At 72.6% G+C, this 23,030-nt stretch carries 23 protein-coding genes; 12 read left to right on the plus strand and 11 right to left on the minus strand.

From position 1 onward, the window contains the following. The first annotated feature begins 53 nt into the window (after positions 1-53). The 7 genes from LHA35_RS15260 (at position 54) to LHA35_RS15290 (ending at position 8,867) form a co-directional block, all read left to right on the plus strand. A complete protein-coding gene (locus LHA35_RS15260; protein WP_226609359.1) occupies positions 54-965 on the plus strand; it encodes an NAD(P)/FAD-dependent oxidoreductase in 912 nt (303 codons plus the stop codon). Then, positions 962-3,712: an NAD-dependent epimerase/dehydratase family protein gene (locus LHA35_RS15265; protein ID WP_226609362.1), complete on the plus strand. Its 2,751-nt coding sequence runs from the start codon at positions 962-964 to the stop codon at positions 3,710-3,712. The genes LHA35_RS15260 and LHA35_RS15265 overlap by 4 nt, the downstream gene beginning before the upstream one ends. Positions 3,713-3,733: 21 nt before the next feature. Further along, positions 3,734-4,549: an SDR family oxidoreductase gene (locus LHA35_RS15270; RefSeq protein ID WP_226609365.1), complete on the plus strand. Its 816-nt coding sequence runs from the start codon at positions 3,734-3,736 to the stop codon at positions 4,547-4,549. A gap of 16 nt (positions 4,550-4,565) precedes the next feature. Next, positions 4,566-6,398, plus strand: coding sequence for a glycoside hydrolase family 15 protein (locus LHA35_RS15275; RefSeq protein WP_226609368.1), 1,833 nt, complete (start codon positions 4,566-4,568; stop codon positions 6,396-6,398). A gap of 331 nt (positions 6,399-6,729) precedes the next feature. Continuing rightward, positions 6,730-7,518, plus strand: coding sequence for a Bax inhibitor-1/YccA family protein (locus LHA35_RS15280; RefSeq protein WP_226609370.1), 789 nt, complete (start codon positions 6,730-6,732; stop codon positions 7,516-7,518). A gap of 78 nt (positions 7,519-7,596) precedes the next feature. After that, the gene (locus tag LHA35_RS15285) at positions 7,597-8,238 is read left to right on the plus strand and encodes a methyltransferase family protein (protein ID WP_226609372.1); all 642 of its coding nucleotides are present in this window, start codon (positions 7,597-7,599) and stop codon (positions 8,236-8,238) included. Between the two features lie 116 nt (positions 8,239-8,354). Then, positions 8,355-8,867, plus strand: coding sequence for an OsmC family protein (locus tag LHA35_RS15290; RefSeq protein WP_226609375.1), 513 nt, complete (start codon positions 8,355-8,357; stop codon positions 8,865-8,867). A gap of 134 nt (positions 8,868-9,001) precedes the next feature. Here the strand turns inward: LHA35_RS15290 and LHA35_RS15295 are convergent, their stop codons facing one another. The 4 genes from LHA35_RS15295 to LHA35_RS15310 all read right to left on the minus strand — a co-directional run bounded on the left by LHA35_RS15295 (position 9,002) and on the right by LHA35_RS15310 (position 13,729). Beyond that, on the minus strand, positions 9,002-9,490 hold the full coding sequence (locus LHA35_RS15295; RefSeq protein WP_226609377.1) for a MerR family DNA-binding protein: 489 nt from the start codon (positions 9,488-9,490) through the stop codon (positions 9,002-9,004). A gap of 25 nt (positions 9,491-9,515) precedes the next feature. Next, the gene (locus LHA35_RS15300; protein ID WP_226609380.1) at positions 9,516-12,095 is read right to left on the minus strand and encodes a heavy metal translocating P-type ATPase; all 2,580 of its coding nucleotides are present in this window, start codon (positions 12,093-12,095) and stop codon (positions 9,516-9,518) included. A gap of 189 nt (positions 12,096-12,284) precedes the next feature. Further along, positions 12,285-12,857 carry a ubiquinol-cytochrome c reductase iron-sulfur subunit gene (gene petA / locus LHA35_RS15305; protein ID WP_226609383.1) on the minus strand — a complete coding sequence of 191 codons (573 nt, stop codon included), beginning with the start codon at positions 12,855-12,857 and terminating at the stop codon, positions 12,285-12,287. Positions 12,858-12,994: 137 nt separating this feature from the next. After that, positions 12,995-13,729, minus strand: a complete 735-nt coding sequence (locus LHA35_RS15310; protein WP_226609385.1) for a cytochrome c biogenesis CcdA family protein — start codon at positions 13,727-13,729, stop codon at positions 12,995-12,997. A gap of 32 nt (positions 13,730-13,761) precedes the next feature. Here LHA35_RS15310 and LHA35_RS15315 point away from each other — a divergent pair, with 32 nt between their 5' ends. Then, complete coding sequence (locus LHA35_RS15315; protein WP_226609388.1) at positions 13,762-14,163, plus strand: heavy-metal-associated domain-containing protein; 402 nt, start codon at positions 13,762-13,764, stop codon at positions 14,161-14,163. A 77-nt stretch (positions 14,164-14,240) separates the two neighbouring features. Here LHA35_RS15315 and LHA35_RS15320 read toward each other — a convergent pair whose 3' ends face one another. From LHA35_RS15320 to LHA35_RS15350, 7 genes are all read right to left on the minus strand, one after another. After that, positions 14,241-14,876 carry an SCO family protein gene (locus LHA35_RS15320; RefSeq protein WP_226609391.1) on the minus strand — a complete coding sequence of 212 codons (636 nt, stop codon included), beginning with the start codon at positions 14,874-14,876 and terminating at the stop codon, positions 14,241-14,243. Between the two features lie 92 nt (positions 14,877-14,968). Continuing rightward, on the minus strand, positions 14,969-15,307 hold the full coding sequence (locus LHA35_RS15325) for a hypothetical protein (protein WP_226609393.1): 339 nt from the start codon (positions 15,305-15,307) through the stop codon (positions 14,969-14,971). Positions 15,308-15,351: 44 nt separating this feature from the next. Beyond that, positions 15,352-15,840, minus strand: a complete 489-nt coding sequence (locus LHA35_RS15330; protein ID WP_226609396.1) for a c-type cytochrome — start codon at positions 15,838-15,840, stop codon at positions 15,352-15,354. After that, positions 15,837-15,974, minus strand: coding sequence for a hypothetical protein (locus tag LHA35_RS15335; protein ID WP_226609399.1), 138 nt, complete (start codon positions 15,972-15,974; stop codon positions 15,837-15,839). The genes LHA35_RS15330 and LHA35_RS15335 overlap by 4 nt, the downstream gene beginning before the upstream one ends. A 48-nt stretch (positions 15,975-16,022) precedes the next feature. Beyond that, a complete protein-coding gene (locus LHA35_RS15340) occupies positions 16,023-16,508 on the minus strand; it encodes a DUF411 domain-containing protein (protein WP_226609402.1) in 486 nt (161 codons plus the stop codon). Positions 16,509-16,537: 29 nt separating this feature from the next. After that, positions 16,538-17,986 (minus strand): multicopper oxidase family protein, encoded by a 1,449-nt coding sequence (locus tag LHA35_RS15345; RefSeq protein ID WP_226609404.1) that lies wholly within the window; start codon positions 17,984-17,986, stop codon positions 16,538-16,540. A 100-nt stretch (positions 17,987-18,086) separates the two neighbouring features. Further along, a complete protein-coding gene (locus LHA35_RS15350) occupies positions 18,087-18,437 on the minus strand; it encodes a hypothetical protein (protein ID WP_226609407.1) in 351 nt (116 codons plus the stop codon). 400 nt (positions 18,438-18,837) lie between these two features. On the opposite strand from LHA35_RS15350, the gene LHA35_RS29175 reads away from it, so the two are divergent. The 4 genes from LHA35_RS29175 (at position 18,838) to LHA35_RS15365 (ending at position 22,918) form a co-directional block, all read left to right on the plus strand. Beyond that, positions 18,838-19,191, plus strand: coding sequence for an ArdC-like ssDNA-binding domain-containing protein (locus LHA35_RS29175; protein WP_456316083.1), 354 nt, complete (start codon positions 18,838-18,840; stop codon positions 19,189-19,191). Between the two features lie 9 nt (positions 19,192-19,200). Continuing rightward, positions 19,201-19,785: an ArdC family protein gene (locus LHA35_RS29180; RefSeq protein WP_456316081.1), complete on the plus strand. Its 585-nt coding sequence runs from the start codon at positions 19,201-19,203 to the stop codon at positions 19,783-19,785. Between the two features lie 371 nt (positions 19,786-20,156). Then, on the plus strand, positions 20,157-22,232 hold the full coding sequence (locus LHA35_RS15360) for a ParB/RepB/Spo0J family partition protein (RefSeq protein WP_226609479.1): 2,076 nt from the start codon (positions 20,157-20,159) through the stop codon (positions 22,230-22,232). A 104-nt stretch (positions 22,233-22,336) separates the two neighbouring features. Beyond that, positions 22,337-22,918, plus strand: coding sequence for a DUF6927 domain-containing protein (locus LHA35_RS15365; protein ID WP_226609410.1), 582 nt, complete (start codon positions 22,337-22,339; stop codon positions 22,916-22,918). Positions 22,919-23,030 lie beyond the last annotated feature (112 nt).

Here is a 23,030-nt window from a genome sequence, read left to right on the forward strand (position 1 = left end):
CGCATGGGGACATCGTTGCCCGAGGCCGGTCGCAGCTGAGCATGGGAGCGGCCATGTACGACGTCATCATCGTGGGCGGGGGGCCGGCCGGCCTGAGCGCGGCCCTGATACTCGGGCGCTGCCGCCGGCGCGTGCTCCTGTGCGACGCCGGGCGGCCGCGTAGCGCGCCCTCCCGGCACCTCAACGGCTTTCTCACCCGGGACGGGACGCCTCCTGAGGAGCTGCGCCGGCGCGGGCGCGAACAGCTCGGCACCTATGACAGCGTGGAGGTCCGGGACGCCGAGGCGACCGACGTCAGCCGCCGCACCGGCGGGGGCTTCGAGGTGACCCTGGATGGCGACGGCGGCCGCGCCCGTAGCGAGGCTTCACGCAAACTGCTGCTGGCGACCGGCGTCGTGGACTCCCTGCCGGACGTCGAGGGGCTCAGGGAGCTGTACGGCCGGAGCGTGTTCCACTGTCCGTACTGCGACGGCTGGGAGCACCGCGATCAACCGCTTGCAGTCTACGGCCGTGGGGCGAACGGCCAGAGGCTCGCCCTCGAGCTGACGGCCTGGAGCCGGGACCTCGTGCTGTGCACCGACGGGCCGGCCCTGCTCCCGCCGGACAACCTCGACCGACTGGCTCACAACGGGATCGGCCTGCGCGAGGAGCGCATCGCCCGCCTTGAGGGCCGCGACGGCGTGCTGGAGCGTGTCCGCTTCGAGACCGGCGGGGCGCTCGCGCGCCGCGCTTTCTTTTTCGCCTCCGCCGAGCGCCAGGCCAGCGACCTCGCCCAGAGGCTCGGCTGCATGCTGACCCCGCGGGGCGACGTCGAGACCGGCAGGTATGAAACCACCGGCGTCCCGGGCCTCTACGTCGCGGGCGATGCGTCCCGCCGCGTGCAGCTCGCCGTGGTCGCGGCGGCCGAGGGCGCGATGGCCGCCTTCGCGATCAACACGGAGCTGCTCAAGGAGGATCTTCGATGAGCGCCACCGATCGAGGAGGGGCGGAGCCCGCATGGCGCCGGATCGTCGGTGGCATCGGCAGGCGTCCCGGGGAGAATTCTCGCATGCCAGGTTCTTCGCCCCAGAGCGGGCCCGTCCTCATAACCGGCAGCAGCGGCTTCATCGGGTCGGCGCTGATCGGCAGGCTCGCCGACTCGGGCTTGGCCCTTGTGGGCCTCGACCGGGCCGGGCCGCCCGACCCGCCCGCACCGGCCCACGCCGTCGACTTCGACCTGGGCTCGGATGAGGGCGTGAAAGCGGCGCTCGAGGAGGTGCGGCGCCGCTTCGGCACCCGCATCGCGTCGGTCGTGCACCTCGCCGCCTACTACGACGTCTCGGGCGAACCCAACCCGCTCTACGACAAGATCACCGTCGAGGGCACGCGCCGGCTCATCGACGCCCTCCAGGCCTTCGAGGTCGAGCAGTTCATCTACGCGAGCACGATGCTCGTCCACAAGCCGACGGACCGGCCGGACGAGAGGATCAACGAGGCCTCTCGGATCGAGCCATCCTGGGCTTACCCGGAGTCGAAGGTACGCACCGAGGCGCTGCTGCGGGAGCGACACGGCCAGGTGCCCGTCGTGTTCCTGCGGATCGCCGGCGTCTACGACGATCTCGGCCACTCGCCGTTCATCGCCGAGCAGGTGGCGCGCATCTACGAGCACAGGCTCGCCGCTCACGTCTACCCCGGGATGCTCTGCGCCGGGCAGTCCTTCCTCCACCGCGATGACCTGACCGACGTCATCGCCCGCCTCATTGAGCGCCGCCGCGACCTCCCCCCCGAGCTGCCGCTCCTCGTCGGCGAGCCGGAAGCGCTTGGCTACGCAGAGGTGCAGAACATCATCGGCGAGACGCTGCACGGCGAGGACTGGACTACCGTCCGGGTGCCCAAGACCCTGGCGCTGGCGGGCGTGTGGCTCCAGAACGAGGTGCTGGGCGGGGACGAGTTCGTCAAGCCCTGGATGGTCGAGCAGTCGAGCGATCACTACATCCTCGACATCTCGCGGGCGCGCAGCCTGCTTGGCTGGGAGCCGAAGCGTTCCCTGCGTGACACGCTGCCCAGGATAGTCGCAGCACTGAAGCGCGACCCGGTCGGCTGGTACAAGGCGAACAAGCTGAACCCCGCGCTCGTCGCCTGGTATGGCCAGCGGCCGTCGCCGGGTGCGCCGGAGACGACCGAGGCCGAGGGCTCGCCCGCCGCGGCCCGGGGCGGCCCCATGGACCACGCCACCATGGATCATGCTGCCATGGGTCACGCTGGCAAGGCGGATGCCGGGCACGGCGCGATGGCGGGCATGGGCGGGCATGACCACATGGCGGCGATGGAGGCGGATGCCCGGCGCACCCGCTGGGCACACTTCGCCAATATCGGCCTCGGCCTCTGGCTCGCCGCCAGCCCGCTCGTCTACGACGCGGTGACGGAGGAGACCGTCGGCGCCGCGGTGCGCGCGGTCACGCAGGAGCGCGGCCTGCCCTCGGTCGAATGGCGGGCCGCCGCGCTCATGGCCAGCGACGTCGCGAGTGGACTGCTGATCGCCCTGTTCGGCGCCCTGTCGCTCCCGAAGCGCACGGCCTGGTTCGCGCAGTGGGCCAACGCCGGCATCGGGATCTGGCTCCTGTTCGCGCCTCTTCTCCTCTGGAGCCCGAGCGCCGCCCAGTACAACAACGATCTGCTCGTCGGCGCGCTCGTGATCGCCTTCGCGGTCCTTGTGCCGATGATGCCGGGCATGAGCATGGCCGGCATGATGGACCCCAAGGTCATCCCACCGGGCTGGACCTACTGCCCCTCGACCGGGGCGCAGCGGCTGCCGATCGCAGCGATGGGCCTCATCGGCCTTCTCATCTCCAGGATGCTCACGGCCTATCAGCTCGGGCACGTCGATTTCGTCTGGGAACCCTTCTTCGCGGGCGACCCGGCCGACCCCAGGAACGGCACGGCGGAGATCATCACCTCCTCCGTCTCGAAGGCCTGGCCGATCCCGGACGCCGGGCTCGGGGCAGTCAGCTACATGCTCGAGATCCTGATGGCGGTGATGGGCACCCGCGCTCGCTGGCGCACGATGCCCTGGATGGTGACCTTCTTCGGCATCCTGGTGATCCCGCTCGGGGTGGTGAGCATCTACTTCATCATCATCCAACCGATCATGATCGGGACCTGGAGCACGCCGGCGCTCATCGCGGCGCTCGCGATGCTGATCATGATCCCGTTCGCGCTGGACGAGGTGATCGCGATGGGCCAGTTCCTCTACTGGTCGCATTGCCGGGGCAAGCCGCTACTCCGCACCTTCTTCAAGGGCGACGCGGTCGATGGCGGACAGGAGGACACCTCGGACGCCCTCGCCAGCTGGCCTGCCTTCTGGGCGGACACGACGCGCGGCATCACGCTGCCCTGGACGCTTGCTGTCTCGATCGCGATCGGCGCGTTCCTCATGCTCACCCGGTTGGTCTTCGGCACGTCGGGGTCGATGGCCAACAGCGATCACGTGGTGGGGGCGCTCGCCATCACGGTGGCGATCATCGCCACGGCGGAGGTTGCGCGGCCGCTGCGCCTGGTCAACGCCCTGTTCGGCGCCTGGCTCGCGGCCGCGCCCTGGCTGCTGGACGGCGTGGCCTCGCCCGTCGCGGCCTGGGCGAGTGTCGCCATGGGGCTCGCGCTCGTCGCCTTGAGCCTGCCGCGCGGCAGGCGCACCAGCGAGCATTACGCGGGCTGGGACCGCTACGTGGTCTAGGGCCGGAGGGAGACAGCGGGCATGACCGAGGCGCACTGGCCCTTGCGCGGGCAAAAGGCCATCGTCACCGGCGCCAGCTCCGGCATCGGCGCGGGCATCGCCCGCGCCTTCGCGCGGGCCGGCGCCGCGGTGGGGATCAACTACCGCTCCGGCCGCGATGCGGCGGAGGCCATCGTGGAGGAGATCTGCCGCGAGGGCGGCGAGGCGGTCGCGCTCGGCGCCGATGTCTCGGACGAGGCGCAGGTGCAGGCGATGTTCCGCGCCGCCCTCGACGCCTTCGGCCGGCTCGACATCCTCGTCGCCAATTCCGGCCTTCAGCAGGACGCGCCCATCGCGGAGATGACGGCCACGCAGTGGCGCCGCGTCATCGACGTCAACCTCACGGGCCAGTTCCTCTGTGCGCGGGAAGCGGTGCGAATCTTCCTGGCGCAGGGCGTGACGCCCGATGGCCCCTCGCGCACGGCGGGCAAGATCGTCTGCATGAGCTCGGTGCACGACGTGATCCCCTGGGCGGGCCACGCGAACTACGCCGCCTCCAAGGGCGGCGTCGCGCTGCTCGTGAAGACCCTGGCGCAGGAGCTGGCGGAGAAGCGGATCCGCGTGAACGCAATCTCTCCCGGCGCGATCCGTACACCCATCAACCGCGAGGCCTGGGCGACACCCGAGGCCGAGGCGAAGCTGCTGGCGCTGATTCCCTACGGCCGCATTGGCGAGCCCGAGGACGTGGCGGAGGCGGCTGTCTGGCTGGCCTCCGACGCTTCCGACTACGTGGTCGGCACGACCCTCTACGTGGACGGCGGCATGACGCTCTACCCCGCCTTCCGCGACAACGGCTGACCGGGGGGGACGGGCCTTGGCCCTGCGGATCGAGGACTACGCCCTGATCGGCGATTGCGAGACGGCGGCGCTGGTGGCGCGCGACGGCTCGATCGACTGGCTGTGCTGGCCGCGCTTCGACAGCCCCGCCTGCTTCGCCGCGCTGCTCGGAGGGCCCGAGCATGGCCGGTGGCTGGTGGCGCCGTCCGACCCCGCCCCGCGCGTGACGCGCCGCTACCGCCCCGGCACGCTGGTCCTGGAGACCGAGTTCGAGACGGTGGAGGGCGCCGTGGCACTCGTCGACTTCATGCCGCTGCGCGGGCAGGCCTCCGACCTGGTCCGCCTCGTCCTTGGCCGCCGCGGGCGGGTGGCGATGCGCACCGAGCTGGCGCTGCGCTTCGGCTACGGCGCCGACGTGCCCTGGGTGACGCGGCTGCCGGAGGGAGAGCCCGGCCTGCGCGCGATCGCCGGTCCGGACATGGTCGAGCTGCACACGCCGGTGCCGCTGCGCGGCGAGGGCCTGGCCACCCGGGGCGAGTTCGCGGTGCAGGCGGGGCAGGTCGTGCCCTTCGTCCTCACCTACGGCCCCTCGCACCTGCCCGCCCCCCCGCCCGCAGATCCCGACACCGCCCTCGCGGAGACGGAGGCATTCTGGACCGGATGGTCGGCGCGCTGCGGGCACACCGGCGACTGGCACGAGGCGGTGCTGCGCTCGCACATCACCCTCAAGGCGCTGACCTACGCCCCCACGGGCGGGATCGTCGCCGCGCCGACCACCTCCCTGCCCGAGTGGATCGGCGGGCCGCGCAACTGGGACTACCGCTTCTGCTGGCTGCGCGACGCAACCCTCGCGCTGATCTCCCTGATCGACGCGGGCTACCTCGAGGAGGCGCGCGACTGGCGCGAATGGCTGCTGCGCGCGGCGGCGGGGAGCCCCTCGCAGACGCAGATCATGTACGGCTTGGCTGGCGAGCGGTACCTGGGCGAGCGGGAGCTGGACTGGCTGCCGGGCTATGAGGGCTCGCGCCCGGTGCGCGTTGGGAACGCCGCCCACGCCCAGTTCCAGCTCGACGTCTACGGCGAGGTGGCGGACGCACTCCATCAGGGGCGCCGCGCAGGCCTGGCGCCGAGCGCGGCCGGCTGGGCGCTGGAGCGGGCGCTGACCGAGCGGGTCGCCGCCGTGTGGGACCGGCCGGACGAGGGCATCTGGGAGGTGCGCGGCGGCCGACGGCACTTCGTCCACTCGAAGGTCATGGCCTGGGTGGCGCTTGACCGTGCCGTGCGCGGAGTGGAGGAGTTCGGGCTGGAGGGCCCGGTCGAGCGCTGGCGCGCGCTGCGGCGGACCATCCACGAGGAGGTCTGCCGACGGGGCTTCGATCCGGGCCTGAACAGCTTCGTCCAGTCCTACGGCTCCGGGACGCTCGACGCGAGCCTGCTGCTGATTCCGCAGGTGGGATTCCTGCCGCCCGGCGACCCGCGCGTTCGCGGCACCGTGGAGGCGGTCGGGCGGCGGCTGATGGCGGACGGCCTGGTGCTGCGCTACGACACCGCGGAGGCGGCGGACGGGCTGCCGCCCGGCGAGGGCGCCTTCCTCGCCTGCAGCTTCTGGTACGCCGACGCCCTCGCCCTGCTCGGCCGCCGCGCGGAGGCGCGGGCGCTGTTCGAGCGGCTGCTCGCGTTGCGCAACGACGTCGGGCTGCTCGCCGAGGAGTACGACCCGCGCGCGGGGCGCCAGCTCGGCAACTTCCCGCAGGCCTTCAGCCACCTCGCCCTGGCGAACACCGCGCGCAACCTCTCGGCCGCGGCGCGGCCGGCGGCGCAACGCGCCGGCGCGCCCATGCCGGCCGAAGGCCGGGTGGCGCGCCGATGAGGCGCGGTAGACGTCGCGCGCATGCCGCGCAGCGGCCAAGAGGAGGACTTCGCGTGGCCTCGAGACGGGAAGCCAGACGCCCCTTCGGCGGAAGCCGGCGCACCGGTCCGCCGCCCGCTTTTGCGGTCTCCGTTCACCGCGTCGGCACCTGCCGGGGCGAAGGTGGCGGCGATCCAGGACGAACGGAGCGGGCGTCCCAAATCGGGCGCCCCGCCTCGATCCCGCTCGTTCCGGCTCCCGACGTCCCGCATCGAAGGCGACGGGCGTATCCCCAACCCACTCTCCACCGAAGGACGGTGGAAGTATCCCCAGGAGAGGAGTTCCACGAGCCATGGCCCTTCAACCCGACCAGCGATACACGACGGGTGCGCCAAGCTGGGGTCGCACGGCAACCGCCGACGCAGCCGCCGTCGATGCCGGGCTCCGGGCGTACATGCTCCGGGTCTACAACTGGATGGCCTCGGGGCTGCTGCTCACCGGCGTCGTCGCGTACCTGATCGCCAACACCCCTGAGCTCCAGGCGCTGTTCTACCAGCGCGTCATGACGCCGCGCGGCGCCGCGGTCCAGCCGACGATCCTGGCCTACATTGCCATGTTCGCGCCGCTGGCCTTCGTGCTGGTGCTGAGCTTCGGCATCAACCGGCTGTCCAAGACGACGGCGCAGGCGCTGTTCTGGGCCTTCGCGGCGGTGATGGGCGCGAGCATCTCGCACATCTTCCTGACCTTCACCGGCGCCTCGGTCGCGCGCGCCTTCTTCGTCGCCGCGGCGATGTTCGGCGGCATGAGCCTCTACGGGTACACGACCAAGGCCGACCTGACGCGGATGGGCAGCTTCATGATGATGGGCCTGATCGGCATCGTCATTGCGAGCCTGGTGAACATGTTCATCGGCTCCACGGCGCTGCAGTTTGCGATCAGCATCATCGGCGTGGTCGTGTTCCTCGGCCTGACGGCCTGGGATACCCAGCGCATCAAGGCGGACTACGTCGAGCACGCCTACGCCGAGGGGACGGAGCTTGCGGCGAAGCGCAGCGTGATGGACGCGCTGGGGCTGTACCTGAACTTCATCAACCTTTTTATGCTGCTGCTGCAGTTCATGGGCGCCCGCCAGCAGGAGTAGCGGGCGGCGTGGTTCCGACGGGAGCGTGCGCTGTCGGCGCACGCCCCCGCTCAGTTCGGGCGACGGGAGGAGGTACGGATGGCCGACGGATACCAGGAATGGGTGGGTCTCTGGCCCTACGCAGTCCTCATGGTGGTGGTGGCGTCGTGGGCCCTCTACCATTTCCTGGCGCCGGCGAGCTGGCGGGATTGGGCCGGCGCGGGATTGACGCAAGCCTTCATCATCGCGCTCTACGCGGAGATGTACGGGTTCCCGCTTACCATATACGTGCTGACGGGCCTGCTCGGGATCGAGATCCCGCTGGTCCACTACAGCGGGCATCTCTGGGCCACGCTCCTGGGCTACGGCCGCGTGGGCACCGTTGCCGAGATGATGCTCGGCTATGCGTTCGTCATGGCGGGCGTCGTGCTGATCGCCAAGGGTTGGGCCAGGGTCCACTTCGCGGGCGGCCACCTCGTCCAGGACGGCGTCTACTCGGTGGTCCGCCATCCGCAGTACACGGGCATCTTCCTCGCGGTCCTCGGGCAGCTCGTGCACTGGCCGACGATCCCGACTCTGGCGCTCGCCCCGTTCATCGTCTGGTTGTACGTCCGTCTCGCCCGGCGGGAGGAGGCCCGGCTCGTCGAGAAGTTCGGCGAGGCGTACCGTGACTACCGAAGGCGCGTGCCGATGTTCCTGCCGCGCTGGCGGGAGGTGGCGGCCGGCGTCGAGCTGCGATGACCGGAGGTGTGTGGTCCACGGGGCCGCCACACCGGGCCGGGCGAAGCGCCGGAGATCCGGCCATGGTGGCCGGCTGCGCCGCCCCGGCCGCCCAGATGCCAGATGGAGGAAGTACCGTGTCGACAGTGTCGATTCGAGGCGCCCTCGAGAAGACCGCGACGATCCTCTCCGAGGATCCGGCGAAGGCGAAGAGCGCCGGGCCGGCCGTGACCGCGGTCCTGGAGGGCGGGGTCGCCTGCCGGATCGCCGGCCCCGTGGGCGAGCTCCGCACCGACATGCCGCCCGCGATGGGCGGGCGCGCCTCTGCGCCCAGTCCGGGCTGGCTCCTGCGGGCCGCGCTCGCATCCTGCACCGCGACCGTGGTCGCCATGCGCGCAGCCCAGCTGGGCGTCTCACTCGACCTCTTGGAGGTGAGCGTGTCCGGCGAGGGCGACGCGCGAGGCATGCTGGGCCTCGACGAGACCGTGTCGGCCGCGATGACCAACATCAGGACACGGGTGAGGATCGGCGCGGAGGGGATTTCGAGCGACAGGCTGGTCGAGCTCGTCCGCTGGGCGGAGGCGCACGCACCGGTCACCTGCACGATGCGAAACGGCGAGGTCGGCCCGGCGGAAATCGAGGTGCGCTGAAGTGCTTCCGTAGCCCGCGATGGCGTCCGACCCGCGCGTGCCGTGCATTGTAGCGGTGCGGGCATGCGGCGGGCCTGCGGGCCAGGTGCCGGGACCCCGCTCGCGGCTTGCACCCGGCGGCATCCCAACCGCCCTCAAGGCTGTCCCGGGCGGCCAGCCCGTTCCCGCCGGCGGCGGTCGCCGCGTGCCACGGTCGATCGTCCGCCTCCCCCACCGCGGCGCGGCGGCGCGGCTGCCCGTTCGTCGGGGGGCGAGCAGTCGGGATGACCGGGCCGGCGGCCGCAGTCACACGCCTCAGCCAAGTCGTGCAGCGCGGCGGCCACGGCCCGGAGGGCCGCCGCCTTCGCCTCCAGCGCCGCCACGCGCTCGAGCGCCAACCTCTTCACCTCGCTCCCCGTGCGATTCGGGTTGCGCCACAGCCCGAGGATCTCGCCGATTTCGTCCAACGGGAGGCCGAGGTCCCGGGCGTGGCGCACGAAGCGCAGCGTGCGCACCTCGGCCTCGCCGTAGACGCGGTATCCGGCCTCGGTGCGGTCCGCCGCCGGGACGAGGCCGATGCTTTCATAATGGCGGATCATCTTGGCCGACACGCCGGATGCCGCGGAGGCCTCGCCGATGTTCACGGCCCGCTCCCCTTTGCCGCCGCGGTCACGCCGGAACGCCGCCCGGTGCGCCGTGGGCTTCGCCCGCGCCGACGGGCGGCATCGGCTCGGAGGTGGCCGCGCTCGCCACCATGGGCGGGCGGAAGGCGCGCAGGCGCAGCGCGTTGCTCAGCACGAAGACGCTGGACAGGCCCATGGCCGCGGCCGCCAGCACCGGGGAGAGCAGCAGGCCGAAGGCCGGATAGAGCACGCCGGCCGCCACCGGGATCAGGGCCACGTTGTAGGCGAAGGCCCAGAACAGGTTCTGCCGGATGTTGCGCATCGTCGCCTGTGACAGGGCGATCGCATTCGGCACGCCCCGCAGGTCGCCCGACATCAGCACCACGTCGGCGCTCTCGATGGCGATGTCCGTACCGGTGCCGACGGCCAGTCCGACGTCCGCCGCCGCGAGCGCCGGGGCGTCGTTGATGCCGTCGCCGACGAAGGCGACCTTCCGGCGCCCGCCGTCCTTCAGGCGCTCGATCACGGCGACCTTGCCGTCCGGCAGCACTTCCGCCGCCACCTCGTCGATGCCGAGACGCCGCGCGATCGCTTCCGCCGTGCGGCGGTTGTCGCCGGTGACCATGGCGACCTTCAGGCCAAGGCGGTGCAGCGCCTCCACCGCCGCGGGAGTCGTCTCCTTGATCGGGTCGGCGACCGCGATCGCCGCGGCGAGGCGGCCGTCCACCGCGGCGTAGAGCGGCGTCTTGCCCTCGTCCCCGAGGCGCACCGCGGCTTCGGCGGAGGCGGCCACGTCGTGGCCGAGCCGGGCCATGTAGCGGTCCGCCCCGACCTCCACCCGCCGCCCTGCCACGGTCGCGGCCACGCCGTAGCCCGGCACCGCCTCGAAGGCCTCGGCCTCGTCCAGGGACAGCCCGCGTCGGCGCGCCGCCTCGGCGATCGCCTCGGCCACCGGGTGCTCGGAGCGTGCCTCTACGGCCGCGACCAGCGCCAGCACCTTGTCCGCCTCGAAGCCCGGGGCGGGGATCAGGTCGGTCAGCTCGGGCCGGCCCTTGGTCAGGGTGCCGGTCTTGTCCACCGCGACCACCGCGGCGTCACGGAGGCTCTGCAGCGCCTCGCCCCTGCGGAACAGCACGCCCGTCTCGGCGGCGCGTCCGGTGCCGACCATGATCGAGGTCGGCGTGGCCAGGCCCATGGCGCAGGGGCAGGCGATGATCAGCACCGCCACGGCGTTCACCAGCGCGAAGGTCAGCGCCGGGTCCGGCCCGAACGCCAGCCAGATCCCGAAGGCGGCGGCCGCGACCGCCATGACCACGGGCACGAACCACATCGTCACCCGGTCCACCAGCGCCTGGATCGGCAGCTTCGCGCCCTGCGCCGCCTCCACCATGCGGACGATCTGCGCCAGCACCGTGTCGGCGCCGACGGCGGTCGCGCGGAAGCGGAAGGCGCCGGCCTTGTTGACGGTGCCGCCGACCACCCGCGCGCCGGCCTCCTTGCGCACCGGCACCGGCTCGCCGGTGACCATGCTCTCGTCCACGAAGGAGGCGCCGTCGAGCACCTCGCCGTCCACCGGCACGCGCTCGCCGGGGCGCACCAGCACGACGTCACCGGCCCGGACCTCGCCGACAGGGATCTCCAGCGCCTCGCCCCCGCGCTCGACGCGCGCGGTCTTGGCCTGCAGCCCCATCAGGCGCCTGATCGCCTCGGACGTGCGGCCCTTGCTGCGTGCCTCCAGGTACCGGCCGAGCAGGATCAGCGTGGCGATCACCGCCGCGGCTTCGTAGTAGACGTGGCGGGCGTCGGCCGGCAGCAGCGCGGGCGCGAAGGTGGCCACCGCCGAGTAGGCCCAGGCGGCACCGGTGCCAAGCGCGACCAGCGAATTCATGTCCGGCGTGCCGCGCAGCAGGTTGGGCCAGCCGTTGCGGTGGAAGCGCAACCCGGGGCCGAACACCACGAGCGTGGCGAGGACAAACTGCAGATACCAGGAGGCCCGCATCCCGATGGTGGCCTCCACCAGGCCGTGCACCGCCGGCACCAGCTCCCCACCCATCTCGATCGCCAGGACCGGCACCGTCAGCAGGCCCGCGAACAGCGTGGCGCGCCCGAGGGAGCGCTGCTCGCGCTCCCGGCCCTCGCGCTCACGCTCCTCGCGGGCCGCGGCGGCCTCGAGGGCAGCGCGCCGGGCCGCGTAGCCGGCGCGGCCGACCGCCGTCTCGAGCGCGGCGGGATCCAGGCCGCCGACGTGGCGGACCACGGCGCGCCCGGTGGCAAGGTTGACCGAGGCTTCCCGCACCCCGGGCACCGCGCGCAACGCGCGCTCGATGCGCCCAACGCAGGATGCGCAGGTCATGCCCTCGACAGAGAGGTCGGTCGTCTCCTCCGGCACCGCGTAGCCCAGCCGCTCGACCGCGGTCGCCAGCGCCGGCAGGTCCGGCGCGCCCTCGAGGCGCAGCTCGGCCCGCCCGGTAGCCAGGTTGACGGCGGCCTGCGCCACGCCGGGCACCGCAGCGAGCGCCTTCTCGACGCGGCGCACGCAGGAGGCGCAGGTCATGCCCTCGACCGGCAAGGAAAGCGCGGCGGGCGGCAGGCCGTTGCGGATCGCGAGGTTTGCTTCAGGGGCCATGGGCTTTCTCCGCGGTCTGGGTCACCGGGCCTGAGGTGGTGATTCCCACCGTGGGAAGGTCAAGGCGGCGACCTGTGGCCGCTCGCACGCCGTCGCCGAGCCCGCCACTGGCGGGCTCGGCGCGGATGGGTGGCCTCCCTGAAGCGCAGGCCGGCTTTTCTGGCGCGACGGGCCGGTGTGGTGCACTTCTCAGCCGATGCGGATCTGGGTGTCGGACGTGAAGGCGTAGGGCGGCACCACCAGGTTGGTGGGCGCCGGACCCTTCCGGATGCGGCCGGATGTGTCGTAGTGACTGCCGTGGCAGGGACAGAACCAGCCGCCGAACTCGCCGCGCGGGTCGGTCACCTTCTGCCCCAGCGGCACGCAGCCGAGGTGGGTGCAGATGCCCACCATCACGAGCCACGGATCGCGGATCACCCGCGCCTGGTCCGGCTGCGGGTCCTTCAGCTCCGAGAGCGACGTCGCGCGCGCCACCCGGATCTCCTCCGGCGTGCGGTGCCGCACGAAGACCGGCTTGCCGCGCCAGACCACCGTGACCGCTTGGCCGACGGCGATCGGCGCCAGGTCCACCTCGGTGGTGGAGAGCGCCAGCACGTCCCGCGACGGGTTCATGGAGTGGATGAAGGGCCAGACGATGGCCCCGACGCCCACCACCGCGAAGGACCCCGTCACGAGTTTCAGGAAATCGCGGCGCCTGGCGCCGCCATGGCCGTCGTCGGAGCCCGGGGGCGCTGCCGCATGTGGCATCTCGGATTGAGCCATGTTCTTCCTCCGTCGGTCTGCTCGCTTCCGGGCCGGCTGGGCCGCGCGCAGCGAGCCCTATTCTGTCGCCCCTCCAGTCCGCCCCAAGCCGCCGCCTGAGTGCCCAGGTCCGATCGAAGGCTGCGCACGGCGCGAACTCATCCGATCAGCGCCAGCGTCGGGAAGGTCCGCAGCATCCAGGCCCCGAACCGGGTCAGGTCGCCGGTGATCATCGCCACGCCCATCACGGCCATCGCCGCGCCGGCCCCGCGTTGGAGCCACATGCCGAGGCGCGCGGCGCGCCTCGCGCGGACCAGCAGCGCGGGAAGGTAGAGCGCGGCGAGCAGGAACGGCACGCCGAGCCCGGCGGCGTAGGCCGCGAGCAGCGCGACGCCATCCGCCGCGCCGCGGGCCGCCGCCGCGGCCGTGAGCACGGCAGCGAGCACGGGCCCGATGCAGGGCGTCCAGCCAAAGCCGAAGGCCACGCCCACCAGCGCCGCCTGGCCGGGCGTGCCGCCCTCGAGCGCCGGCCGCCAGCGCAGGTCGCGCAGCAGCGGCACGGGCAGGCGGAGCAGGCCCATCTGCACGAGGCCCATCGCCAGCACCAGCGCCCCGCCCGCAACCGCCGCCTCGGCGCTCCAGCGCCGCAGCAGGCCGGAGAGGCCGGTCGCGCCCGCGCCGAGCGCGACGAACACCGCGCCGAAGCCAAGCACGAAGAACAGGCCAAGGCGGAACGTCCGGCCGCGCCGCGCCTGCGCCCCGGCGAGGTCGGTACCGGCGACCCAGGCCAGGTAGCCCGGCACCAGCGGCAGCACGCAGGGCGAGAGGAAGGAGACGAGCCCCGCACCGAAGGCCAGCGTCAGGCCAAGCGGGGAGAGGTCGATGCTCAGCATGCGCAGCGCCGTCCTCCGGCGGTCGCGGGCGCGTGACCCCGCCGTCGGCGTCGATTGCGGCCGTCGCCTTGAAGGGCGTGCGCCGCGGCTTCACCTGGGCCGCAGACAGCGACACCAGACGCGAGGCACCGATGAGCACCAGCACAAGCGATGACACCCGGACCCGCCGGACTGCCCTTTCGGTCGAGGGCATGACCTGCGGCAGCTGCGCGCGCACCGTCGAACGCGCGCTCGCCGGCGCCGCCGGCGTCGAGCGGGCCGTCGTGGACCTCGCGCGCAGCCGCGCGGTGGTCGAGGGCTCCGCGCGCCCCGAGGACCTCGCCGCGGCCGTCGAGGCCGCCGGCTACACCGCCCGGATCCTGCCGCAGGGCGAGGACGAATGGCCCGACCTGCCGGCGGACGAGCGCCGTCGCGGCGGCGGCTGCTGCGGCTGAACCGCGTCCGGCGGCACCCCGGGCGGCCAGATGCGCCACCGTCGCCAGCGCGCATCGCTGCGGCCGTCCGATGGCGGTCATAGCAGGCTCCGCAGCCGCCCCCAGAGGCCCTGCGGTGGAGCCGGCCGGGGCGGTGGTGGGGCTTGGGCGTCGCCGTCCTCGTCGTGGGTCAGCGCGTTCAGGTACAGGACGAGGTTCGTCGGGTCGAAGTCGAGCCCGTGGAACCTCGCCCTGAGCCGGCCCTCGCGGTCGATCACATGCGTGACCACGGCGTGCATCTGCATGCCGTCGGGCGTCGGCACAAAGCGCAGGCCGTAGGCCTCGGCCAGCCGCCGGCCGTCCTCCGGCAGCTCCGCCCCGCTCGTCAGGAAGGTCCAATTGGCGGGGTCGAGCCCATGCGCCTCGCCGTAGCCCCGCATCACCTCGGGCGTGTCCCGCTCGGGGTCCGTGGTGATGGTGACGAAGCGCACCTGCTCGCGCATAGGGGTGAGGTTCACCATCTCTTGGATGCGCGCGATCAGGTCGGCGTGCAGTGGGCAGGCGTCCGGGCAGGCTGCGTAGATGAAGTGGAGCACCACTACCTTGCCGCGCAGGTCGGCGAGGCCGACCGGCCGCCCTTCGGCGTCCTGCAGCGCGAAGTCCGGCGCGGGGCGCGCCTCGAAGGGCTGGAAGAACTGCTCGCGGTCGTGCAGCCGGCCTTCGACCTCCTTCATCGAGTGGGCCCCGGCCGGCCGCGGCGGCAGGGGCAGGAAGGCGGCGGCCGGAAGCGCCGCGCCCAAGGCGAGGAGGACCGTGCGCCGCCGCCTCACGCCACGCCCCCTTCCCGGCGGTGGATAGGCGCCGCCGCGGTCGCCGCCCCGTCCGCGGACGCGTTGGCGGTCCCGCCGCCCGCCCCCTTACGCATCATGCAGAGGCCGACGCCGCACATCACGAGGCAGGGCAGCACGCTCAGCAGAAGCGGGGCGAGGCCGGCGGCCACCAGCCAGCCCCAGCCGCCGAATGCCGCCGCGCCGCCCAGCGCCACGACCACCACGGCGGTGAGTAGGATCTTGCGGTTGGCGAACCACCGTCCGGAGGACGACGCGGCGCCGCAGCAGCCCGCGGACGAGGAAGGGGAAGGAGTGTTGGTCGCTGTTGTCTGCATGGTCGATCTCCTTGGTGAGGGCCAGGGGTGGACGTCGGGTGGTGTCAGGAGCGGCCGGCCGCCGCGCCCAGGCGCTCCTCGCGCCGGCGACGTATGTCCGGCGGCCAGGTGCTCTTGATGAAGGCGATCACGGCCGCGATCTCGGCCTCCGTCAGCACGCCCTCAAAGGCGGGCATGTCGCTCTCGTAGCCGGGCAGGATTCCGGTCAGGCCCTTCCGCGTCAGCTCGATCAGCTGCGCGTCCGGGTGGTGCCAGGTGTGCCCGGTGGCGTCGTGGGGCGGTGCCGGCAGGCGCCCGTCGGGTCGGCGCGCCTGCCAGTTCGGCTGCCCCTCAAGGTTTGCCCCGTGGCAGGACGCGCAGTGCTCGGCGTAGACGCGCCGGCCAAGCGCGACCTGCGCAGGGTCGCTCGTGTCGGCGGTGGCCGGCGCCGACGGTCCGAACCAGCCGAACCCGAGCGCCGCCGCACCGACGCCGATCGCCACTGCCATGGCGAGCGCAGCCGCGCCGAGCGCGAGTGCGCGGTCTCTGGTCATCCGCGCCGCCCGAACACGTACTTGGCAAGGGCGGCGATCGCGAGGGCGAGCAGGGCGAGAAGCAGGAGCCCGACCAGCCCCATGCTCCACATCATCGCGGTCCCCATCGTCCCGCCACCCATCATGGCGCACATCGTCGGCGTCTCCCGGTGTTGAATGGCCGCGCCCGGCCCTCGGCGGCGCTACTCGACCGCATAGACCGCGGGCTCCGCCGCCGCGTCGCGCGGGATCGTGTAGATGGTGAAGGGCTCGACCTTCGGGCCGCTCATGCCCGGGGAGCCCATCGGCATGCCGGGCAGCGAGATGCCGCGGACGTCCGGGCGCTCGGCGAGCAGCCGGTCGAGCGGCCCGACCGGCACGTGGCCCACGACGGTGTACCCGTCCACCATCGTGATGTGGCAGCCCTCGAGCTCCTGTGGCACCTGCTGCTGTCGGCTGATCAGTGCGAGGTCGTGGCTCGGCACGACCCGCACCTGGTAGCCGTTCTGGCGCAGGTAGGCTGCGTAGCCCTCGCAGCAGTCGCAGTTCGGGTTCTTGAAGAGCGTGGCCTCCCGCGCCGCGGCCGGGGGCTGGGCGGCGGTCGCGCGGACGGGCCGGGTCAGCGGGACGGCGGCGGCGGTGGCCGCCAGGACGGCGCGGAAGGTGGCGCGGCGGGTGGTGGGCATCATTCGCTGGTTATCCTCTGTCTGGGTTTCGGTCAGGCCACGCGGACCAGGCCCATCATCCCCGCGGCCTGGTGCTCGAGGACGTGGCAGTGGAACATCCAGTCGCCGGGATTGTCGGCGACGAAGGCGATCTCGGCGCTCTCGCGCCGCGGGATCAGGACGGTGTCCTGCCACTCGCGGTGGCGGGTCGGGACGCCGTTGCGGGCGACCACCCGGAAGGAGTGCCCGTGCAGGTGCATCGGGTGCGGCCAGGCCGTCTCGTTGCGGATCGCCAGCAGGTAGGAGGCGTTGCGGCGCAGCACCACCAGCGGATCGTGCACATGGCCGCCGGGCGCCGCCGCGGTCCCGTTGACCGTCCAGGTCAGGTCTCGGCGCATCATCTCGCGCGCGTCCAGCCAGCGCCCGTCCACAAGCGCGCCCTCGAGGTGGTTCATCATCCCGCCGCCGAGCACCACCGCATGCCGCTCGGCCCGCGCGAGGTCCGGCTCGGGGACCGGGTTGGCGGGCAGGGTGGCGATCGGCGCCGTGGGCGGACGATCGCGCAGCGGCTCCGCCCCGTAGGCGATCTCGAGCAGCTTGTACTCGAGCCTGGCATAGTAGGTGTCGAGCACGCGGGCGCGTGCCCCCGGCTGGCCGGTCATGTCGAGCACCAGGTCCACGCGCATCCCGGGCCCGACCACGACGCGCCCGTCCTCGGGCGCGTGCGGCGCGACCGGCTGGCCGTCGAGGGCGACGACCACGGGCTCGTGCCCTTCGAAGACCAGACCGAAGATGCGCGCGTTGGCGGCGTTGACCAGCCGCAGCCGCAGCCGCTCGCCGGACCGCACAGCGAAGCCCCCTTCCGGGACGCGGCCGTTCACCGTGACGGTGTTGCCGATGCGGCCCGTCATGCCGGCCTCCATGGCGTTGCCGAAGCCGCCCGCGATCTGCGCGTCCTCCAGCAGCCGCCAGTCGTCGAGCACCCAGGTGACGTCGCGGTCGATCGTGGGCGGCGGTTCGCGCTCCTCGACGACGAGCGGGCCGTAGAGACCCCGCCCGACCTGCTCGAGGCTCCGGACGTGGGGGTGGTACCAGTAGGTGCCGGCGTCCGTGGCCTCGAACTCGTAGGCGAAGATCCCTCCCGGTGCGATCGGGGGCTGGGTCAGGTGCGGCACGCCGTCCATGGCGTTGGGCACCCGCAGCCCGTGCCAGTGGATCGTGGTCTCCTGGGGCAGGCGGTTCTCCAGCACGACGCGCAGCCGGTCGCCCTGGCGGACCCGGATCTCGGGGCCGGGGACCCGGCCGTCGTAGCCCCAGACCGCGGTCTCGGGGTGGGGCGGGCCGGCGAGGGCCGCGCGCCCCGGGCGCGCGACGAGCCGGATGGTGCTGCCGCCGGGGGCGGAGCTGTCGGCGGCCCGGGCGACGGCGGGCGCCGCCAAAGCGGCCGCGCCGCCCAGGATGAGGGACCTGCGGCCGAGTGCCGGCAGGCGGGGAATGGGCATGATGGTCTGTCGTCCTTCCGCGAGGGCGGATGGCCAGCCGCACGCGCGAGCGCGCGGGCAGGCGGCGATGGGGCCCGGCGCCGACGAGCGGCGCGGTCCCTCAGCTCAGGACGATGGCTCTGGGAGGATGGAGGTCGGGCGGACCGGTCAGCCCGGCCGGGGCGGGCGCGCCCGGGGTGGGCTCGGCCAGGGACGGCGCGAGGAACTCCGAATGCGGACCGGCGGGCGGTGCCATCGGAGGCACAGCGCAGAGCGCCGCGCAGGAGGCCATGGCGGAGCCCGGGTCGTCGTCGCCGTCATCGCACCCGTCGCAGCCGGGCATCCGCGTGTCGGCGGATGGGGCCGCCGCCATTGCGAGGTCCATGGCCGCCGCGCGGGCGGCGTGCAGCACCGTCCCGGCCGCGAAGGCCAGGATCAGGGCGAACAGCACCGTGCGCAGAAGACCACGCATAGGCGTTAGATAGTGCGGCGCCGGCGCCGCGTCGATCCCCGAAACGCAAAGCGGACCGACAACGCGGCGGGCCCCCCCGGCCCATGCGGCCGCTGCGCGAGGAGCGTCAGGGCGTGGCCGCAGCCGCCAATGAACGCCGGATCTAACGGCGACCGGAGCCGTCCGCCGCGCCGTGGACCATGAGCGCCTTGACCACCGTGGCCAAGGTCGTGGCCCTAGATCCCTCACGCCGTACTCGACGATGCACGCCTGGCGCTCGAGGCCGTCGAGGCATGGCAAGGCGTGACGCTCTCGCACGACGAGCAGCGCGCCTTCGGCGAAGCCGTCCTGCCGCGACTAGGCGCCGATCAGACGATCCGGCAGCGGGCCGGTGTCGCGCACGACGACGAAGCCATCCGTTGTGTCCGCCGCCACAGCGCGCGCCCAGCCTAGCGCGAACCTCTACGACGAGATCACCGCTAGGATCATCGCCGATCTCGAGGCCGGGCGCCTGCCGTGGGTCCAGCCCTGGGGAAACTCAGGTGTGGCCGCACCGCTCGCCCTGCCGAAGAACGCCGCGACCGGCCGGCGCTACTCGGGCATCAACGTGCTCATCCTCTGGGGCGCCGTCGTCGAGCGCGGCTACGCCGGCCAGAGCTGGCTCACCTTCCGCCAGGCGCTCGCGCTGGGCGGCAGCGTGCGCAAGGGCGAGAGCGGCACCACCGTCGTCTATGCCGACCGCTTCATTCCTGGCGAGGAGCGGCAGCGCGCGTAGGAGACGGGGGTGGACGCCCGCGCGATCCACTTCCTCAAGCGCTTTACCGTCTTCAACGTCGAGCAGTGCGACGGCCTGCCGCCCGAACTCGCCGGGGTGGCGCCGCCCGCGGACACCTCGCTCATCGAGTCGCGCGTCCAGGAACTGATCGCAACCTCCAGCGCCGACCTCCGCATCGGTGGGGAACGCGCCTACTACGACCCCCTCGGTGACGTCATCCGCGTCCCGCCGCCGCAGGTCTATTTCCAGCCGATCGACTGGAACCGCACGGCGCTGCACGAGCTCGGTCACTGGACAGGGCACGCGTCGCGCCTCGGTCGCGAGATCGCCAACAGCTTCGGCTCGAGAAGGTACGCGCAGGAGGAGTTGGTCGCCGAGATGACGGCGGCCTTCACCTGCGCCGCGCTCGGCATCGTGCCGACGGTGCGCCACGCGGACTACATCGGTTCCTGGCTGGAGGTGCTGCGCGAGGACAATCGCGCAATCGTCCGCGCGGCGAGCGCCGCGTCGAAGGCGGCGGACTTCCTGCTCGCCTTCGCGCCCGATGAAGCATCCACAGCGCAGGTCCCTGCGACGACGGAGGCGGTGGCGTGACCGGCGACGCTCGAAGCCGCACCGTATGCGGCGCCAGCGGCGCGACATGGGAGATCGACACGGTCGTGGCACCGGCATCCTGGGCGACGGGTCTGGTGGGCGATGACTGGTCCGGCCTGAAGCTGGAGCCGACCGACGCCAAGGCCTGCCGCGCTTGGCTCGCCGCACAGCACGCCGATGGGTGGCGCGTGATCGACGTTGCACGCTATGCGAAGGGAAGCCCGGAAGGGTCATGGTTCTCCCGGTCTGCTGACCTATGCGCGGAAGCGCCGCGTCGTCGGTCGGGATCAGAGATAGAGAACCGAGAGGGATTTCGTGACGGGTGGAGGGTCGGGAGAGAGGCTCCCGGCCGGCCCGTCATGGAGAGCCCCATGTCGAAGTCCACGCCGAAGATCGCGCTGTCCGCCTCGCGCGACATCCCGTTCAACCGCCTCGTGCTCAGCCAGGCCAACGTCCGCCGCATCAAGGCCGGCATCGCCATCGAGGAGCTGGCCGAGGACATTGCCCGCCGCACCCTGCTCCAGAGCCTCACCGTTCGCCCTGTGCTCGACGCGGACGGGGTGGAGACCGGGATGTTCGACGTCCCGTCGGGCGGGCGGCGCTACCGCGCGCTGGAGCTCCTAGTGAAGCAGAAGCGCCTCGCCCGTACCGCGCTGATCCCCTGCGTCATCCGAACCGAAGGCCTCGCCGAGGAGGACAGCCTGGCCGAGAACGTGCAGCGCGCGCCGCTGCACCCGCTCGACCAGTTCCGCGCCTTCCAGGCCCTGCGCGAGAAGGGCAGGGGCGAGGAGGAGATCGCCGCGGCCTTCTTCGTGTCGGGCGCCGTCGTGAAGCAACGGCTGCGGCTGGCCGCCGTCTCGCCGCGGCTGCTCGACGTCTACGCCGAGGACGGCATGACGCTCGATCAGCTGATGGCCTTCACCGTCAGCCCCGACCACGCCAGGCAGGAGGCGGTGTGGGACGCACTTCAGCGCTCGCCGATCCGCGAGCCCTACCAAATCCGCCGCCTGCTGACAGAGAGCGCCGTCCGCGCCTCCGACCGCCGGGCGCGCTTCGTCGGCGCCGCGGCCTACGAGGCAGCGGGCGGGATCATCCTGCGCGACCTCTTCGCGGCCGACGATGGCGGCTGGTGGCAGGATCCCGTGCTGCTCGACCGGCTCGTGCATGAGCGACTGACGCGCGAGGCGGAGGCGATCCGGGCGGAGGGCTGGCGTTGGGTCGAGGCGGCGCCGGACTTCCCGTATGGCCACACCTACGGCCTGCGCCGCCTGGCCGGCACGGCCGAGCCGCTGAGCGAGGAGGAAGCGGCGCGGCGTGCGGCGCTCCAGGCCGAATACGACGAGCTGGAGCGGGCCTGTGCCGAAGCCGACGAGGTGCCCGAGGAGACCGACGCGCGGCTGGCCGAGATCGAGGAGGTGCTCGCCGCCCTCAATGATCGGCCGGTCGCCTACGAACCGGCGGAGATCGCCCGCGCCGGCGCCTTCGTCAGCATCGATGGCTCGGGCGCCCTGCGCGTCGAGCGCGGCTACGTCCGTCCGGAGGACGAGGCGCCGGTCGCCGCATCTGGCGACGATGCGGCGGGAGCGGGTGAGCGGTCCGTTGCCGGTTCGGACATTGAGGGGAGCGGCAGGGCCCTGGGCGAGCCTGACGGTGGAGGCACCGCCGAGCCATCTGAGGAGGACGAGGGCATCCGGCCACTGCCTGACCGGCTTCTGACCGAACTCACCGCGCACCGCACGCTCGCGCTGCGTGACGCGGTCGCCGGTGATCCACAGGTCGCGCTGCTCGCCGCGACCCACGCGCTCTGCCTGCGGCTGTTCTACCGCTACGGCCTCGATTCCTGCCTGGAGATCGAGCCGAAGAGCGCGCTCTTCTCGGCCCAGGCCCCGGGCCTGGCCGACACAGCCTCAGCACGCTCGATCGAAGCCCGCCACGCGCGCTGGCAGGCACAGCTGCCGGCGGAGCCCGGCGAGCTCTGGGCGGTCCTCGCCGGCTTCGACGCCGACAGCCGCGAGGCGCTGTTCGCGCACCTCGTCGGGCTGACGGTGAACGCGGTGCACGAGGCCTACAACCGCCGGCCGAAGGCGATTGCGCATGCCGACCGGATCGCCGAGGCGGTCGGGCTCGACATGGTGGAGGCGGGCTGGCGGCCGACAGTGGCCAACTATCTCGGCCGGGTCACCAAGGCGCGGATTCTCGATGCAGTGCGCGAGGGTAAGGGCGAGGCCGCGGCGGGGCTGATCGCCCACCTCAAGAAGGCCGACATGGCGGTGGAAGCCGAGCGCCTGCTCGCCGACACCGGCTGGACCCCCGAGCCGCTGCGCCTCGCCGGCTCACGCGACGAAGGCGCGGCGATCGAGCCCGAGGCGCTGCCGGCCTTCCTCGCCGAGGAGGGCGAGAGCGCCGGCGACGCCGCGGCCAAGACACTCCCGATCGCCGCCGAGTGAAGCCTGCGGGGATCGGTCCGTCGCACCGCTGACACTCGCTCCCACCGTCCATCCACCCGAAGCCCGGCCGTCGCGCCGGGCTTCGTCGTTTCAGGAGGTCCATCATGGGCTGGCTCTTCATGTCTTCGCTCGGCCGCTTCCGCGGCCCACGCGCCTATCTCGACGATCAGTTCAGCTACAGGTGCGGGACGGTCCGCTCGACCGTGCTGCGCTCGGCGCTTGTCCGGATGCGCACCTACTACGCCGCGGTCGAGCAGATCGGTCCAGACATGCCACGCGCGGTGTTCGCGGTCGTCTGCCTCGTCCGCTACAACCCGCGCGACGCGAACGGAGACGTCTTCGGCTACAAGGACATGACCGAGCACATGGGACCGTGCGAGGCCGAGTGCCCGGCGGCGATCCTCGACCTGCTCACGCCGACCGACGCGGACCATGCGCTCGCCTGGCGCGCGCGTTGCCGCGCCGCGATCGCTGCGCGGTCAGACCGCCCGCGCCTGCGCAACGGCGCGATAATCGTCTTCGACGAGCCGATCGCCTTCACCGACGGCTCGGCGCACGCACAGCTGGAGGTGGTGATCGAGCCGGGACGGCCGCGCGCGGTGCGGTTCCGGCCTGCCGGTGGCGGCGGTCTCTACCGCATCAGCAACCTGCACCAACGCAATTATCGGCTCGAATCTATCGCGTGAAGTGAAGGGCAGGGGTCCGGCGCGTCCGTGTCGGGCCCCTTCTTCGTTGGGTAAGGATCGAGAGGGAGAGAGCGGCCGGAAGTGGGTGTTCGGCGTCGGTTCGAGAGAGCGG

This window comes from Roseicella aerolata (assembly GCF_020523605.1).
In the GTDB taxonomy this organism is placed as follows: domain Bacteria; phylum Pseudomonadota; class Alphaproteobacteria; order Acetobacterales; family Acetobacteraceae; genus Paracraurococcus; species Paracraurococcus aerolatus.

What these genes read in the sequence shown, in the direction of transcription:
- petA (WP_226609383.1), bottom strand. Translation starts at nt 12,857, where the DNA reads ATGGCTCAATCCGAGATGCCACATGCGGCAGCGCCCCCGGGCTCCGAC.
- LHA35_RS15340 (WP_226609402.1), bottom strand. Translation starts at nt 16,508, where the DNA reads ATGATGCCCACCACCCGCCGCGCCACCTTCCGCGCCGTCCTGGCGGCC.
- LHA35_RS15285 (WP_226609372.1), top strand. Translation starts at nt 7,597, where the DNA reads ATGGCCGACGGATACCAGGAATGGGTGGGTCTCTGGCCCTACGCAGTC.
- LHA35_RS15270 (WP_226609365.1), top strand. Translation starts at nt 3,734, where the DNA reads ATGACCGAGGCGCACTGGCCCTTGCGCGGGCAAAAGGCCATCGTCACC.
- LHA35_RS15360 (WP_226609479.1), top strand. Translation starts at nt 20,157, where the DNA reads ATGTCGAAGTCCACGCCGAAGATCGCGCTGTCCGCCTCGCGCGACATC.
- LHA35_RS15300 (WP_226609380.1), bottom strand. Translation starts at nt 12,095, where the DNA reads ATGGCCCCTGAAGCAAACCTCGCGATCCGCAACGGCCTGCCGCCCGCC.
- LHA35_RS15325 (WP_226609393.1), bottom strand. Translation starts at nt 15,307, where the DNA reads ATGCAGACAACAGCGACCAACACTCCTTCCCCTTCCTCGTCCGCGGGC.
- LHA35_RS15265 (WP_226609362.1), top strand. Translation starts at nt 962, where the DNA reads ATGAGCGCCACCGATCGAGGAGGGGCGGAGCCCGCATGGCGCCGGATC.
- LHA35_RS15350 (WP_226609407.1), bottom strand. Translation starts at nt 18,437, where the DNA reads ATGCGTGGTCTTCTGCGCACGGTGCTGTTCGCCCTGATCCTGGCCTTC.
- LHA35_RS15365 (WP_226609410.1), top strand. Translation starts at nt 22,337, where the DNA reads ATGGGCTGGCTCTTCATGTCTTCGCTCGGCCGCTTCCGCGGCCCACGC.
- LHA35_RS15320 (WP_226609391.1), bottom strand. Translation starts at nt 14,876, where the DNA reads ATGAAGGAGGTCGAAGGCCGGCTGCACGACCGCGAGCAGTTCTTCCAG.
- LHA35_RS15330 (WP_226609396.1), bottom strand. Translation starts at nt 15,840, where the DNA reads ATGACCAGAGACCGCGCACTCGCGCTCGGCGCGGCTGCGCTCGCCATG.
- LHA35_RS15260 (WP_226609359.1), top strand. Translation starts at nt 54, where the DNA reads ATGTACGACGTCATCATCGTGGGCGGGGGGCCGGCCGGCCTGAGCGCG.
- LHA35_RS15280 (WP_226609370.1), top strand. Translation starts at nt 6,730, where the DNA reads ATGGCCCTTCAACCCGACCAGCGATACACGACGGGTGCGCCAAGCTGG.
- LHA35_RS15345 (WP_226609404.1), bottom strand. Translation starts at nt 17,986, where the DNA reads ATGCCCATTCCCCGCCTGCCGGCACTCGGCCGCAGGTCCCTCATCCTG.
- LHA35_RS15335 (WP_226609399.1), bottom strand. Translation starts at nt 15,974, where the DNA reads ATGTGCGCCATGATGGGTGGCGGGACGATGGGGACCGCGATGATGTGG.
- LHA35_RS15310 (WP_226609385.1), bottom strand. Translation starts at nt 13,729, where the DNA reads ATGCTGAGCATCGACCTCTCCCCGCTTGGCCTGACGCTGGCCTTCGGT.